This is a genomic window from Fictibacillus sp. 26RED30 (genome assembly GCF_015903845.1).
GTDB lineage: Bacteria > Bacillota > Bacilli > Bacillales > Fictibacillaceae > Fictibacillus > Fictibacillus phosphorivorans.
The window spans coordinates 170,671-184,658 of sequence record NZ_JACZDV010000001.1 but is presented as its reverse complement, the minus strand read 5'-3'; the positions used below and the strand labels follow the sequence as shown (position 1 = coordinate 184,658).

The following is a 13,988-nucleotide window of genomic DNA, read 5'->3' as shown; positions in this document are numbered from 1 at the left end:
CCGCGGAAAGCGAAACACCTGGAGCGGAAATCAACCACTTCTTCGCATAAATTAACTCATAAAAAAAGGACACGAAGCATAGCTCCGTGTCAAAGTCTTGCCTTTATAAAAAGGGGGTCAATTTCTTATTTTTATAATACCCCACAATTATTTCATCACTGTTACAATCACATTAATTGGAAGTTACGTTTTTTAGTTTCTCCGTTAAACTCTCCACGTAATGCTGAGCAGCTTGTGCCGCAATACTTCCATCACCTGTAGCCGTAACGATTTGACGAAGTGTTTTTTCACGGATATCTCCTGCTGCAAAGATTCCCGGAATTCTTGTTTCCATCTGTTCGTTCGTTTCTACATAACCATTTTCGTTCGTGATGCCAAGATCTTTAAAGGCAGCGTTCAATGGAAGCATTCCGATATAGATGAACACACCATCTGCTGAGAAGTCTTGTTCTGCTCCTGTTTCAGAATGAACGAGAGTTACTTTGTTCACCTTGTTGTTTTCACCGTGAATCTCTTTAACAGAGTGATTCCAGATAAAATCAATCTTATCGTTATCAAACGCACGTTGTTGAAGGATCTTTTGTGCACGAAGTTTGTCACGTCTATGAACGATCGTTACTTTAGAAGCGAATCGAGTCAGGTAAACACCTTCTTCAACAGCGGAATCACCGCCGCCGACAACGACTAATTCACGGTTCTTAAAGAATGCACCATCACACACAGCACAGTAAGAGACACCGCGTCCAGAGAATTCTTTTTCTCCCGGAATACCTAGTTTCTTATATTCAGCACCTGTTGAGATGATGATCGAACGCGCTTTATACGTTTTGCTTCCTGCATGAATCGTTTTGTACTCTTCGCCATCGATGATTTCTTTTACATCGCCATAAGCGTATTCAGCACCGAATTTTTTTGCGTGCTCAAACATCTTGTTTGAAAGTTCTGGTCCAAGAATGTGATCAAAACCAGGATAGTTTTCTACATCTTCCGTATTAGCCATCTGTCCGCCAGGGATACCTCGTTCGATCATAATCGTATCCAAGTTCGCGCGTGATGTATAAACCGCTGCAGTCATACCAGCTGGTCCTGCACCAAGAATAGCTACATCATAAATTCTTTCTTCAGTCATTAATGCCCACTCCTTATATAAGGAAATTCTTATTTACTATATCTATATCCTATTCGCACATAGGAGTAAAGTCCATCATTCTGCTCAAACGTTGCGATTTACCCAACCTATCAGTTTTTTTATGCGTAATGACAATACAGAAACTGTGATTCCATACTGCTCTGCAACACTCTTTTGGGTAGAACGCCCTTTTTGCTTACGAGCTAAGTGATCGATTGCCGCAGCAATTGCTTTTTGATTATCAAAGATTCGTTCGCCTGTCGTCTCCGCATATTTAATCGCTTCTGCCCAATAAAACAGTACATGCTCATCAAGCGCTGAACCCATTTCTTTAACAGAAAGAAGTACATCTAATGCCATACTAATAACCTCAGAAGGTGCGTTCACTTCAACACGTGCATCATCATGTTGGAGTTCTACAGCTTTTTCAGGCTGATGTTCCAGCATGATTGTTGCAGCGATCTCTTTTACGAATAACGACTCTTCTTTTCTAAGGCAAAAGTCACGAAGCGTCTCATAAGCCTCTTCATTTTTATTCCCTCTTAAAAGAATTAAATGCGTAATTTTGTTTTTTTCCAGTCCTTTACGAACCTGCTGAATATGCTCCATCGCTTTCACTTGACGATCTTTTTTCGGTTTGTTCTGATTGTTAGTTGGAATGCGATATTGATAGTCCCCGCCTGTTATCGTCAACTCATCACTTTGTGCTTTTTCCAAATAAAAAGGAGCAACGTGACTTTCAGGATCTAGATCGATTACCTTTTTCCATGTTTTTACAGAAAGGTCTTTTTGTCCAAGTGCATAGTACGACACAGCAAGCATATGTGTGGTTACAGGATCATATACAAATGACGACTTTCTAAGTGATTGCAGCCACTTATTCGCGTATAGATGCTCCTCTAATAACCCGAATGTATTCCCCAATTTGTAACGATGCTCAGGGTGCATCGGATGCACCGTTTTTAGCCGCTCAACTAGCTTGCCACCAGGTTCGTCCATCCCTAAATGGAACAGAAAAATAGCAAGATTGCATAGCGCGTTTAAGTTACCTGGATTCTTATCCAACACATCTTGAAGAACATCCATCGCTTCATCAAACTCGCTCTTATAAAAGTGAGTGAGTGCTAAGTTATTATACGCCGCCCAAAACTTAGGATGATTCGTGATGATCTCCTTTAACTGTTGTTGCGCTAATGGAAGATCTCCTCGTTCAATCGATTGCCTTGCTTCATCATGAAGCTTGATCAGCTCTTCTTCAGTAGAAAGAGGCAGGTTAGAAGACTTGCTTCCTGTTTCGAGTGAGATAAGATCTAATAGTTCTTGTGTATCATCAACAAATTCACCATCTGGATCAATCGCGATATATAAACGAGCATGTTCTTCAGCATCACTATACATGCCTAGATGCGCAAAGTTATTCGCAAGGAAAAAATGACATTCTGAAAGATCAGAACCAGACTGCTCTAATGCGTTCAGCAAATACTTATTGGATTCTTCATATTCTCCGATCTCAGCAAGCGTTGAAGCAAGCTGACATAAAAAAGAGGGCTCTTCCGGCTGGAAGGTAACGGCCCGCTCAAACATTTTTTTTGCTGTATATAGATCACGCCTATTATAGGCTTTTATTCCTTTTTCAAAAAAGTAATCCCCATCCTGGATAAAGGGAAGAACACGGCCGCTAGCTGCACTGGCCCGTTTTTGTTTATGCATATTTGGTTCCTCCATCTACTTATGTAAACATATATACTTCTATATCGTTCTGTTTACAAAGTTTTCAACCAAAAAATTATAACACAGGCGATAGTGAGTAACACCCCTTAGACTGTAAATAATGTGCAGGAAACTTTCGACAAAAAATGATGGATGCGTGTCAATCTGTATGAGACAAGGAGTCCGAGGTTTGTAAGTTATTGCGAAAAGTTTGGAACACTTTGATGGGGCTTAATATAAATCCCTGGAATCGCTCATAAAACCCTGCAATCGATCATAAATACTTTCAGACACAAAAAAACAACCGAGCTAAAAAGCCTCAGTTGTCCTTTTTCGTATGTCTTTCTTTTAATGTAGCTAAAATCTCGTCTAAAGGTACCTTTTGCTCCTGCAACAGTACCAAAACATGATAAAAAAGATCAGAAACTTCCCATTTCAATTCTTCGGTATCACGATTTTTAGCGGCGATAATCACTTCCCCTGCTTCTTCTCCAACTTTCTTAAGAATCTTATCGACTCCATGTTCAAAAAGATAGGTTGTGTAAGCACCTTCTGGCATCTCATGCTCTCGTTTTGCGATAATCTCTTGCAGTTCTGTCAGAATTCTATATCGATCAGGGTTTGGCGCATCTACTCTCTCATCCACCTCATAAAGTGTTTCTGAAAAACAACTATATGAACCCGTGTGACAAGCAGGCCCTTTAGGTTCTACAAGCACAACCACAGCGTCTTGATCGCAATCATAGCGGATGCTTCTGACTCTTTGTGTATTTCCGGAAGTTTCGCCTTTGTGCCATAATTCTTGTCGTGATCTTGAAAAGAACACCGTTTCGCCAATTTCGATTGTTTTCTGGAGCGATTCTCGGTTCATATACGCGACCGTTAGTACCTCTTTTGATTGAATATCCTGGACTACGGCAGGAATCAGTCCTTTTTCATCAAATTTCAGTTTTTCTAAATTCATCGAACAGACACCCCTAACTTTCGCAAATCTGCTTTTACCTCTTTAATCGATGTTTCTTTATAATGAAAAATACTAGCAGCAAGGCCAGCATCAGCTTTTCCAATCGTAAACGCATCATTAAAATGCTCGGAAGATCCAGCTCCGCCTGACGCAATAACTGGAACGGTTACCGCTTCACTCACTGCTTTCGTCAGCTCTAGATTAAAACCAGACTTTTCTCCATCTTTATCCATGCTCGTCAGCAGAATTTCTCCAGCACCCCGGTTTACTGCTTCTCGCGCCCACTCTGTGACTTCCCATTGAGTGGGTTTGCGACCTCCATGCGTATACACGCGCCATGATTTTAACTCTTCGTCATACTTTGCATCGATCGCCACTACGATACATTGGGCACCAAAATAATCCGATCCTTCTGTAATCAGTTCTGGTCGCAAAACCGCTGCTGTATTTACAGAAACTTTGTCAGCTCCGGCACGTAACACACGTTTCATGTCTTGGAGTTTATTGATACCGCCACCGACAGTGAATGGAATCGCAAGTTCTGCTGCAACTCGTTCAACGACTTCGACCATCGTGTCCCGTCCTTCATGACTAGCAGAAATATCAAGAAAAACGAGCTCGTCTGCTCCTTCTTCATCATAAAATCTCGCTAGTTCAACAGGATCACCAGCGTCGACTAAGTTAAGGAACTGAATCCCTTTAACAACTCTTCCTTCCTTAACGTCTAGACATGGAATAATTCTTTTCGTAAGCATTATTTCACACTTCCTAACGCTTCTGGCAGGGTAAATCGATTTGTGTAAAGTGCTTTTCCAATAATTGCACCAGCGATGTTACGTTCATCTGCTTTTAAAGAAACGAGATCAGCGATTGAGCTTACACCACCTGAGGCAATCACTTCTTTTCCAGTGATGCTTGCTAATTCTCCGATCGCTTCTACGTTCGGTCCCTGTAGCATACCGTCTTTTGAGATGTCTGTGAATATAAACGTCTCTGCCCCTTCTTCTACTAATCTTTTCGCGAGATCAACAGCTTTGATGTGAGACGTTTCAAGCCATCCTTCTGTAGCTACAAATCCATCACGAGCATCAAGTCCGATCGCTACCTTTGAACCACCGTATTGCTGTAACGCTTCTCTTACAAACTCTGGATTCGAAACCGCAGCACTGCCTAAGATCACTCGGTCAACTCCACCGTCTAAGTAATACGAAACGTCATCCATCGAACGAATTCCTCCACCTATCTGAACTTTTGCAGACAGTTCCTTCGCAACACGCAATACATGCTCATGGTTGATTTTCTTTCCGTCTTTCGCGCCGTCAAGATCCACCATATGAATCCACTCTGCACCTTGATCTGCAAACTGTTTTGCCATATCAAAAGGGGAATCTCCGTAGATCGTTTCTTGTTCATAGTCTCCTTGCATCAACCTTACGCACTTCCCATTACGCATGTCGATCGCGGGGTATAATACATATTCACTCATTCTTGTTTTCCCTCCTCAACAAAATCGCAAAAGTTTTTCAGCATGCTCATGCCTGTCTCAGAACTTTTTTCAGGGTGAAACTGCGTACCCATGACCCTGCCGCTTCCGACTACAGCTGGAACTTCCACGTCTTCGTAGTGAGCGACTGCAGCAAGTACCTCTCTATTTTCCGTCTGTACAACAAAAGAATGGACGAAATAAACATATCCTTCGTCTATACCTTTTACTAACGGCTGATCACTCTGCAAAAAGTGTAGATCGTTCCATCCCATGTGAGGCACTTTATATGAATGTCCTTCGTTCGTTTTGCCTGTAAAACGTTCAACTCTTCCTGGAAGTAATCCCAGTCCTTTCGTTAAACCATTCTCGCTGCTGCCATCAAAAAGGAGCTGCATGCCTAGACAGATGCCCATCAGAGGCTTACCGCTTTCCGCCTCTTTTTTTATAAAACTAGCGAGACCTGTCTTCTCTAACTCCGTCATCGCATCTTTAAAAGAACCAACTCCCGGCAACAACAGTCCATCTGTTTTTTGAAGTTCCTCTGGATTTCCGGAGAGGATGTAAGGTTGATTGATTCTCTTTAGAGCAGAACAGACAGAATGCAGGTTGCCCATTCCATAGTCAATGATTCCGATCATCTATAACATTCCTTTCGTAGAAGGCACTCCTTTTACCCTAGGGTCGATCTGTGTGGCTTCATCTAACGCTTTTGTAAAAGCTTTAAAAATAGCTTCTATAATATGGTGTGTGTTCGAGCCATAGTGAACGATCACATGCAGGTTCATTCTCGCCTCTAACGCGAGCTTCCAAAAGAATTCATGCACGAGCTCGGTATCGAACGTTCCTACTTTTTGACTTGGAAACTCTGCACGAAATTCAAGGTGCGGACGATTGGATAGATCGATCACCACTTGAGCGAGCGTTTCATCCATCGGTACAAACGCATTACCGTATCGTTTGATTCCTCGCTTATCCCCTAGTGCTCCTTGAATTGCTTGACCAAGACAGATGCCAACGTCTTCTGTTGTATGATGGTCATCGATCTCCACATCTCCCGCAGCGTTTACCGTAAGATCAAAATGTCCGTGACGTGCGATCGCGTCTAACATGTGGTTTAAAAAAGGGACAGGTGTTTGAATATCGGCTTGTCCTTCTCCGTCAATGTTTAGAGATAAGCTGATCTGTGTCTCTTTCGTATTTCTTTCAATCGTATGTTGTCGCGCTTGATTTTCCATCTACTTGTCCTCCAGTCGAACATCTATCGCTCTCGCATGTGCTTCAAGTCCCTCTATGCGAGCAAAAGCTGATATTTTCTCTCCATTTTCTTTTAGTGCCTGTTCACTATATCGAATCACGCTTGATTTTTTCGTAAAATCATCTACGTTAAGCGGACTTGAAAAACGCGCTGTCCCACTTGTCGGAAGAACATGATTGCTTCCTGCAAAATAATCCCCAACAGGCTCTGAGCTGTATTCTCCAAGAAAAATCGCACCTGCGTGTTTTATTTTTCCGAGAAGACTCATCGGATCTTTCGTCATGATCTCAAGGTGTTCAGGTGCGATCTGGTTGATCACATCTGCACCTTCTTCAAGCGAATTCACGATATAAATGCTTCCATGATCTCGAATCGCTTCTGTCGCGATATCTTTTCTTGGGAGTTCAGATAGTTGTGACTCTACTTCCGTTGCAACTTCTTCTGCTAACACTTTTGAAGTTGTAACCAATACCGCTGCTGATCGGGGATCATGTTCGGCTTGTGATAAAAGGTCTGCCGCAATGTAACGAGCGTTTGCTGTTTCATCCGCAAGAACGGCGATTTCGCTCGGACCTGCGATCATATCAATGTCACATACACCAAAAACTTCGCGTTTTGCTAGCGCAACGAATATGTTACCTGGACCAACGATTTTGTCCGTTTTGGGAACCGATTCAGTGCCATATGCCAGAGCTCCGATCGCTTGTGCACCACCTATTTTAAACATTCGTTTAACTCCTGCAATAGAAGCTGCAGCCAGTACAGCAGACGGAAGTTTTCCGTCTTTCCCTGGTGGTGAGACGAGTACGATCTCCTCTACGCCAGCAACAACGGCTGGTATGACGCCCATCAACACAGATGACGGATAAGCAGCTGTTCCACCTGGAACGTACACACCGACTGAATCAAGCGGCGTTACTTTTTGACCCAAAAGCGTTCCATCTTCACGTGTGAAGAACCATGACTGTCGTCGTTGTTTTTCGTGATATTCACGAATATTGCTTGCTGCTTCTGAAATAATTTCTATCATACTTGGATCAAGTGAAGAGATGGCTTCATCTATTTCGTTCTTTGTTACTTCAAGAGATGAAAGAGATACACCATCAAATGTTTCAGTATATTCAAAAAGGGCTTTATCTCCCTTCGATTTCACGTTGTGTAAAATATCAAGAACCGATTTTCTTTGCTTCTCCGTGTTTTGTTCAACACTTCTCTCTAAGTTTTTCAGTTCAGTGACAGGTTGTATCTTCATTGAACTTCCTCCTTGCTCTCAACAAGTGTTCGAAGTCGCTCAACCAGATCGTTGATTCGTGCAGCATGCAATCTGTAGCTAGCAGGATTCACGATCAACCTTGATGTAATTTCAGCTATTTTCTCAAGTTCGACCAGACCGTTTTCTTTTAACGTCCGCCCCGTCGAAACGATATCAACGATTCGATCTGCTAACCCTATTAATGGTGCAAGCTCGATCGATCCGTTTAATTTGATCACTTCAACTTGCTGGCCCTGCTCTCTAAAATAATGAGACGCAACATTCGGATACTTCGAAGCGATCTTTGGTGCAACTCTTTGATCATGTCCATTCGGTAGCCCCGCAACCGCCAGATAGCATTCTGAAATTTTCAGGTCGAGCACCTCATAAACATCACGTTCTTCTTCAAGCATCACATCTTTTCCGGCGATTCCGATATCAGCTACACCATGTTCCACATAGGTAGGGACATCCATCGGTTTTGCCAGAATAAAACGAAGACCTGCTTCAGGTGCATCGATAATTAACTTTCTAGATTCATCAAACTCGGGAGGAAGCGGATATCCAGCTTGTCTGAGAAGATCGACTGCTTCTTCAAATATTCGCCCTTTTGGCATTGCCATCGTTAATACCGTACTCATGAAAAGTCCTCTCCTTGCTGTGTTCCGATTAAATATTGCACATCATCAAAACGTTTGCTGAATTCATCTACATTTTTGACTCCAGAAAGATTCTGCATCACAACATGCGTCCCTTTATTACGCTTTTCTTTTGCTAACTTCAGTGCTTCTTTTCTGCGTTCAAATGTGTAAAGAATGCAATGTCTCTTTGTATCATCACTTTTGTTTCCGAGCGCTTCTACAAAATAGTCCATCCGAATCGCAAAACCAATAGCGGGTGCTTTTCGATCAAAACGACTGAGCAGGTCATCATAACGTCCTCCGCTCGCGATTGGTGCGCCGATTCCAGCAGCGTATCCTTCAAACACGATTCCCGTGTAATAACTCATGTGACTGAACAACGTAAAATCGAATACAATGTTTTGTGCCGCATCATAATCTTCTAAGAGATTGTACAAGTCCTTTAGTTCTTGTAAGGTCTGCTGTCCTACTCTGTTCGGATTTAATGAAGATGCTTCATCAAGTACTTCGATACCACCTCTTAAATCCAACAGTTTTAATAAGCGCTGTGTATCGATTGAAGATAGAGGAAGCTTCTTCACATGTGAAGTGTAGCCTACATAATTTTTTTCATTTAAATAACGTAACAAATCCGCTGCTCGATCATCATTTCCTAAAATATCGGAAAGAAGCTCTTGCACAAATCCTATATGTCCAACGGCTACAGTAAATGCAGCAATTCCGCTCTTTTTGAACACTTCGGACATTAAAGCGAGTGCTTCTGCTTCTGCACTAGCCGTTCCTTCACCAATCAATTCGATACCTACTTGTTCAAATTCTGCTGGCCTTCCCCCTTCTCGCTGTTGCGCTCTAAAAACGGGAGAACTGTATGCGAGGCGAAGTGGGTAAGCTACATGCTTCATGCTTGATGACACGACCCTCGCGATCGGAGCTGTCATATCTGGTCGGAGCACCAATGTTTTTCCTTCCATATCAAGCAGCTTGAACAATTGTTGATCTAAAATTGCGGAGGCTTCCCCGACTGTATCGTGATATTCCAAAGTAGGAGTCTGAATGAATTGATAACCCCAAGACTCCATCTCTTGTTTGATTTTATTTTTGATGTCTTCATTTTTTTGATAAAAAGCAGGAAGTGTATCTCGCATACCTGCTGGTTTTTCAAACACAAACGGTTTTGACATGATCCTTCATCCTTTATTTATAAAATGAATAGATTAAGTAATGTTTTACGAAAATATGAGCTGGCTTTTACATAAATTTGATCAATGGGAACTACCAAATTACACAAAACACTTTAGTTCGCTAATATACTACCACGATAAAGATTTAGTTGTTAGTCTACACGTACTTGTCGAAACTGTCAACCAATTCAAACAAAATCTTGTATCCTTATTCTGAGTTAAGAAAACAGATTTCAGGGAATAGTATGTAAAAATATATACATAGGAAGGGATGGAATGCGTCTTGTTTAATCGCATCTTTTTTATTGCCATCATGATTGGCGTACCGCTATCCGTTATCGGCAGCATCCTACATTGGCCTGCTGTCTTACTCTTTGTGATCTATTGTGCAACGATTATCGCACTAGCTGGTTATATGGGACGCGCAACTGAAAGCTTAGCCATCATAGCCGGGCCGAGAATCGGCGGGTTACTCAACGCCACTTTCGGTAATGCGGTCGAACTCATCATTTCAATCTTTGCTTTAAAAGCCGGACTTATAAGTGTAGTATTAGCGTCTTTAACTGGTTCTGTACTCGGAAATCTTTTACTAGTCGGAGGTTTGTCATTTTTCATCGGTGGATTAAAGTATAAACAACAAAAGTTCAACGTTTATGATGCACGCCATAACGCTGGTCTATTGATTTTTGCTGTGGTAGTCGCTTTTGTTTTCCCTGAGGTCTTTTCTTATAAACTGAACGACACCGATTCACTCACCTTAAGTGTTTGGGTCTCTGTCATCATGATCGTTCTTTATATTGCCGCACTTCTGTTCAAGCTTGTTACTCACCGCGGTGTCTATCAGTCAGAACACGATGTTGCGCATGGAGATGAAAAAGCAGAATGGAGTAAGTGGAAAGCTCTTATCGTCCTCGCTCTTGCTACTCTTGCCGTTGCTTATGTTTCTGAAAAACTCGTGCATACGTTTGAAGAAGTAGGCAGAACGCTCGGCTGGAGTGAAGTGTTCATCGGAATCATCATCGTTGCGATTGTTGGTAACGCAGCTGAGCATGCTTCAGCGATCATAATGGCTTACAAGAATAAGATGAATGTTGCCGTAGAAATCGCAATTGGTTCAACACTTCAGATCGCCATGTTTGTTGCTCCCTTGCTCGTATTGGTTTCTTTATTTTTTGAAAAGTCGATGGCTCTTGTCTTTACGCTTCCTGAACTCGTAGCGATGGTTCTCGCCGTATTCTTAACGATCTCGTTAACAAGTGATGGCGATACGAATTGGTTTGAAGGGCTTACGCTTCTAGCTGCCTACCTGATCATGGGAGTTGGTTTTTATCTTTTATAAGTGCCTGTTTCGTATTCAGTATTGCTTATGAAAGTAGTTGATTTCAATTCCAGGTTGCTCGCTTTCCGCGGGGCAAGCGGTGAGCCACATTCTTACGTTTCACTTTTAAGTGTCTCACCTGCCCGCCTGTCCCGCAGGAGGCACACACCTTCCATTCAAATCAACAGTCAAAGAAGGAAAAAAATTAAATGCCACTGAAACAGCATTAAAAAAAGAGATGTAATATATAGCATAAGACCAGTGCAGGGAGAGACCCTTCACTGGTTTTTTTAATGAAACAAGCAAATTAGGAATAAAAATAGCAAAACTTTGATAAAGTTTAGAATAGAGGACAAGTTTAAGGTGGGTGGTAAAATGGCGGATTATTTAACGATCGGATCTTTTCCAATAAAGATGGTTTGGCTTGCGATTGTAGGATCAGCGTTGATCGCGTATGGCATATTGTATGTAAAAGTAAGAGAAGAACCTGATAAAAAACAGCTGTTAGACGTATTGAGTAATGCGGTAGGAATTTTTCTATTGGTTTGGAAGTTCAGTTATTCTGTTCTGCATCCCCTACTGATCGTTGAACATCCGTTAAGCATCTTGTACTTTAATGGAGGAGAAACAGGAATCGTACTCGGGATCATCTTTTCAATCCTTTACATGCTAAGGGCTTCAGGAAAACGTGAGCTTGATAGAACTCGGGTGTTTTATATCGGAATATTAGGTCTAACTGTTTTTTTCGCCGCTTATTATGGTGCACATTTTGCGTCAACCACCCTCTTCGCAGACGGGTTGATCTCATTGTTCTTTTCCATCCTGTCAATCTACTTATATACGAAGGGTTCATTTGAAATAAGAAAAACCGTTCTATCTATGCTAGTCACCGCACTCTTCTTTTCCGTTCTAACGAATTCCCCGCTCGGGGGACAGGACATGAACGGTGAAGCAGTAGAGGCGGCATCTTATGGAATCAAAACAGGTGACCGTGCACCGGATTTTGAATTAAAAACGATTGAAGGCGAAACCGTAAAGCTATCAGATCTTAAAGGAAAGGTCGTATTCGTAAACCTATGGGCAACATGGTGTCCGCCTTGTCGTGCAGAAATGCCTGAGATGGTCCGTTTCTATAGAGACCACTCCTCTAAGAAAGTAGAAATCTTAGCTGTGAACTTAACAGACAGCGACTCTGAAAAAGAAGTGAAAAAGTTTGCGCAATCGTACAAGTTAAATTTTCCGGTTTTATTAGATCCAGACGGTAAAGTCGGAAACACGTACAAAACGGTAACGATTCCGACTACTTTTATTATTAATAAAAAAGGAATCATCGTGCAAAAACATATCGGCCCGATGAGCTACGATATGATGGAAGAATTTTATAAGAACGCTCAATAAATGAAGGTTTTACGAAAGAAAACTGGCTACATTCCCTTTTCGTGTGGGGTATCAGCCAGTTTTCTTTCGATATATAGATGTACAAGTGCACAAATTCACGGTAATCTCTTTTTTATTCACGGTAATGACCAATATATTCACGGATAGCATACATAATTTCACGGATAAAATTATTTATCCGATTTTCGACACACCTCGACAGCCCCACCTAGATCTTCTCAAACAAATAGAGCTTCGCGTTTTCGGGTCTGCCTAATCTTGGTCCCTTAAATCCTCTACGGATCAGTTCTTTTCTCATAAACATCATGAGTCCACCATGACTTACAATTAGTGCATTTTCTTCGTTTTCTTCTAGTATGCGGTCAACGATCTTTGAAACACGCATTTCTACATCCGTTCTACGCTCAAGCTGAGATTTGTGGTTAAAGAACCATGCTGTTCGAATGCAAAGAGGATATAGAATCATTGGAATCTTAATATCTCTTTTAAAAAACGGATAGACTGGGATTTCACGAAGATCATCTGTTCTAATCAGCTCTCCTCTATAAATCTTCCCTGCTGTATATTCTGCACGACGAACTGTACTCGAATAGCATGTATTCCAGTTGATTCCGCCTAAGTCAACGTCTGTTTCTTCTACATCAGACGCTTCGTATTCTTTCAACCACTGATCAAATTCAGAGGGCGTGATCCATTTTTCAGTCGGATAGCCTCTTTTGACTTTGAAATGACGTACCATTCCTATCTTCATCACTGATCACCACTTTCTACTTTTATGTGTGTTGCGTATTTTCTGCGATCTCTTTTAGCGCTCTTGCCCGTCCTACTAGAAAATTAGTCATGTACTTCTCTAGGAACAACCAATCAGCTAATCTTCCAATCACGCCAAACGGAGACTTGTAATGAAAATGATCCACCATAACGGTCCCGTTCCCCTTCGGTTCAAAGGTGTGAGTATGCACGAATGAATGGAAAGCCCCCTTTACCATCACATCTATGAACATATGAGGTCTTTCCATCTCAATAATTTTTGCAGTCAATCTTTGTCTCACGCCAAGATGAACAGCTTCCCACGTCACATGATCTCCTTTTTCCATATAACCTGACGTTACTCCGGCGACCGCTCTTTCTCCTGTATGAGAAGTCGTTTCAGTATGTATATCTACGTTTCGTGCGAGATCAAAACAGGTTTCTGCAGAAGCATGTACAAATTCTCGGTGTATAATGATAGGCATGATTATGACTCACTTTCTTATGAATATGTAAAAAACAACACCTCATTAAATGAGGTGTCTAACAGAATATGATTCTTTAACTATTCTCTGTATAGAATGAAATTCCTTCACTGACATGCTCACTGTAGAACGAGATCAGCTCAGGCATAGAATAATAACTTCTATAATCTTCCGTTATCCCGAACACATCTTTTGTATACAGTGTTCCGAGTTGCTCGTTTTTATCAAATAAAATTAATCCGTAAACATCTCTTAACGTAAAGATTACCGGGCAGCCCTTGTTTAAGTCGCTCTTAAACTGTTCTTTGCTCTCGATTGGTCGTAATGATTTCTCTGGATAAAGCGATCCTAAGAACCAAAGCTTCACTCTATCTTTTATCCTCATGTCCGTCACCCCGCTTATACCATCATATGCGTAG

The 13,988-nt window shown here is 41.7% G+C and carries 15 protein-coding genes; 2 read left to right on the top strand and 13 right to left on the bottom strand.

Annotation, left to right across the window (positions count from 1 at the left end):
- Positions 1–172: 172 nt before the first annotated feature.
- From trxB to IHV11_RS00810, 10 genes are all read right to left on the bottom strand, one after another.
- Positions 173–1,129 (bottom strand): thioredoxin-disulfide reductase, encoded by a 957-nt coding sequence (gene trxB, locus IHV11_RS00855; RefSeq protein ID WP_197193467.1) that lies wholly within the window; start codon positions 1,127–1,129, stop codon positions 173–175.
- A gap of 84 nt (positions 1,130–1,213) precedes the next feature.
- A complete protein-coding gene (locus IHV11_RS00850) occupies positions 1,214–2,839 on the bottom strand; it encodes a tetratricopeptide repeat protein (RefSeq protein ID WP_197193466.1) in 1,626 nt (541 codons plus the stop codon).
- A 319-nt stretch (positions 2,840–3,158) separates the two neighbouring features.
- Entirely contained in the window at positions 3,159–3,803 is a 645-nt protein-coding gene (gene hisIE, locus IHV11_RS00845) for a bifunctional phosphoribosyl-AMP cyclohydrolase/phosphoribosyl-ATP diphosphatase HisIE (RefSeq protein ID WP_197193465.1), read from the bottom strand.
- Positions 3,800–4,558 carry an imidazole glycerol phosphate synthase subunit HisF gene (gene hisF / locus IHV11_RS00840; RefSeq protein ID WP_197193464.1) on the bottom strand — a complete coding sequence of 253 codons (759 nt, stop codon included), beginning with the start codon at positions 4,556–4,558 and terminating at the stop codon, positions 3,800–3,802. Before hisF ends, hisIE begins: the two co-directional genes overlap by 4 nt.
- The gene (gene hisA, locus IHV11_RS00835) at positions 4,558–5,289 is read right to left on the bottom strand and encodes a 1-(5-phosphoribosyl)-5-[(5-phosphoribosylamino)methylideneamino]imidazole-4-carboxamide isomerase (RefSeq protein WP_197193463.1); all 732 of its coding nucleotides are present in this window, start codon (positions 5,287–5,289) and stop codon (positions 4,558–4,560) included. Before hisA ends, hisF begins: the two co-directional genes overlap by 1 nt.
- Positions 5,286–5,927: an imidazole glycerol phosphate synthase subunit HisH gene (hisH, locus tag IHV11_RS00830; protein ID WP_197193462.1), complete on the bottom strand. Its 642-nt coding sequence runs from the start codon at positions 5,925–5,927 to the stop codon at positions 5,286–5,288. The genes hisA and hisH overlap by 4 nt, the downstream gene beginning before the upstream one ends.
- Entirely contained in the window at positions 5,928–6,524 is a 597-nt protein-coding gene (hisB, locus tag IHV11_RS00825) for an imidazoleglycerol-phosphate dehydratase HisB (protein ID WP_197129317.1), read from the bottom strand. It lies immediately after the preceding gene.
- Positions 6,525–7,796 carry a histidinol dehydrogenase gene (hisD, locus tag IHV11_RS00820; RefSeq protein ID WP_197193461.1) on the bottom strand — a complete coding sequence of 424 codons (1,272 nt, stop codon included), beginning with the start codon at positions 7,794–7,796 and terminating at the stop codon, positions 6,525–6,527.
- Positions 7,793–8,437, bottom strand: coding sequence for an ATP phosphoribosyltransferase (gene hisG / locus IHV11_RS00815; RefSeq protein ID WP_197189764.1), 645 nt, complete (start codon positions 8,435–8,437; stop codon positions 7,793–7,795). The genes hisD and hisG overlap by 4 nt, the downstream gene beginning before the upstream one ends.
- On the bottom strand, positions 8,434–9,618 hold the full coding sequence (locus tag IHV11_RS00810; RefSeq protein WP_197193460.1) for an ATP phosphoribosyltransferase regulatory subunit: 1,185 nt from the start codon (positions 9,616–9,618) through the stop codon (positions 8,434–8,436). Before IHV11_RS00810 ends, hisG begins: the two co-directional genes overlap by 4 nt.
- Positions 9,619–9,901: 283 nt before the next feature.
- Here IHV11_RS00810 and cax point away from each other — a divergent pair, with 283 nt between their 5' ends.
- Together cax and IHV11_RS00800 are read left to right on the top strand one after the other, a co-directional pair.
- Entirely contained in the window at positions 9,902–10,957 is a 1,056-nt protein-coding gene (gene cax / locus IHV11_RS00805; protein ID WP_197193459.1) for a calcium/proton exchanger, read from the top strand.
- Between the two features lie 354 nt (positions 10,958–11,311).
- Positions 11,312–12,334, top strand: a complete 1,023-nt coding sequence (locus IHV11_RS00800; RefSeq protein WP_197193458.1) for a redoxin domain-containing protein — start codon at positions 11,312–11,314, stop codon at positions 12,332–12,334.
- A 208-nt stretch (positions 12,335–12,542) separates the two neighbouring features.
- On the opposite strand, the gene IHV11_RS00795 is transcribed toward IHV11_RS00800, so the two are convergent.
- From IHV11_RS00795 to IHV11_RS00785, 3 genes are all read right to left on the bottom strand, one after another.
- Positions 12,543–13,085, bottom strand: coding sequence for a histidine phosphatase family protein (locus IHV11_RS00795; RefSeq protein ID WP_197189767.1), 543 nt, complete (start codon positions 13,083–13,085; stop codon positions 12,543–12,545).
- A gap of 22 nt (positions 13,086–13,107) precedes the next feature.
- Positions 13,108–13,569, bottom strand: a complete 462-nt coding sequence (locus IHV11_RS00790) for an SRPBCC family protein (protein WP_197193457.1) — start codon at positions 13,567–13,569, stop codon at positions 13,108–13,110.
- 76 nt (positions 13,570–13,645) lie between these two features.
- Entirely contained in the window at positions 13,646–13,954 is a 309-nt protein-coding gene (locus tag IHV11_RS00785; protein ID WP_197193456.1) for a hypothetical protein, read from the bottom strand.
- Positions 13,955–13,988 lie beyond the last annotated feature (34 nt).

What these genes read in the sequence shown, in the direction of transcription:
- trxB (WP_197193467.1), bottom strand. Translation starts at nt 1,129, where the DNA reads ATGACTGAAGAAAGAATTTATGATGTAGCTATTCTTGGTGCAGGACCA.
- IHV11_RS00850 (WP_197193466.1), bottom strand. Translation starts at nt 2,839, where the DNA reads ATGCATAAACAAAAACGGGCCAGTGCAGCTAGCGGCCGTGTTCTTCCC.
- hisIE (WP_197193465.1), bottom strand. Translation starts at nt 3,803, where the DNA reads ATGAATTTAGAAAAACTGAAATTTGATGAAAAAGGACTGATTCCTGCC.
- hisF (WP_197193464.1), bottom strand. Translation starts at nt 4,558, where the DNA reads ATGCTTACGAAAAGAATTATTCCATGTCTAGACGTTAAGGAAGGAAGA.
- hisA (WP_197193463.1), bottom strand. Translation starts at nt 5,289, where the DNA reads ATGAGTGAATATGTATTATACCCCGCGATCGACATGCGTAATGGGAAG.
- hisH (WP_197193462.1), bottom strand. Translation starts at nt 5,927, where the DNA reads ATGATCGGAATCATTGACTATGGAATGGGCAACCTGCATTCTGTCTGT.
- hisB (WP_197129317.1), bottom strand. Translation starts at nt 6,524, where the DNA reads ATGGAAAATCAAGCGCGACAACATACGATTGAAAGAAATACGAAAGAG.
- hisD (WP_197193461.1), bottom strand. Translation starts at nt 7,796, where the DNA reads ATGAAGATACAACCTGTCACTGAACTGAAAAACTTAGAGAGAAGTGTT.
- hisG (WP_197189764.1), bottom strand. Translation starts at nt 8,437, where the DNA reads ATGAGTACGGTATTAACGATGGCAATGCCAAAAGGGCGAATATTTGAA.
- IHV11_RS00810 (WP_197193460.1), bottom strand. Translation starts at nt 9,618, where the DNA reads ATGTCAAAACCGTTTGTGTTTGAAAAACCAGCAGGTATGCGAGATACA.
- IHV11_RS00800 (WP_197193458.1), top strand. Translation starts at nt 11,312, where the DNA reads ATGGCGGATTATTTAACGATCGGATCTTTTCCAATAAAGATGGTTTGG.
- IHV11_RS00795 (WP_197189767.1), bottom strand. Translation starts at nt 13,085, where the DNA reads ATGAAGATAGGAATGGTACGTCATTTCAAAGTCAAAAGAGGCTATCCG.
- IHV11_RS00790 (WP_197193457.1), bottom strand. Translation starts at nt 13,569, where the DNA reads ATGCCTATCATTATACACCGAGAATTTGTACATGCTTCTGCAGAAACC.
- IHV11_RS00785 (WP_197193456.1), bottom strand. Translation starts at nt 13,954, where the DNA reads ATGAGGATAAAAGATAGAGTGAAGCTTTGGTTCTTAGGATCGCTTTAT.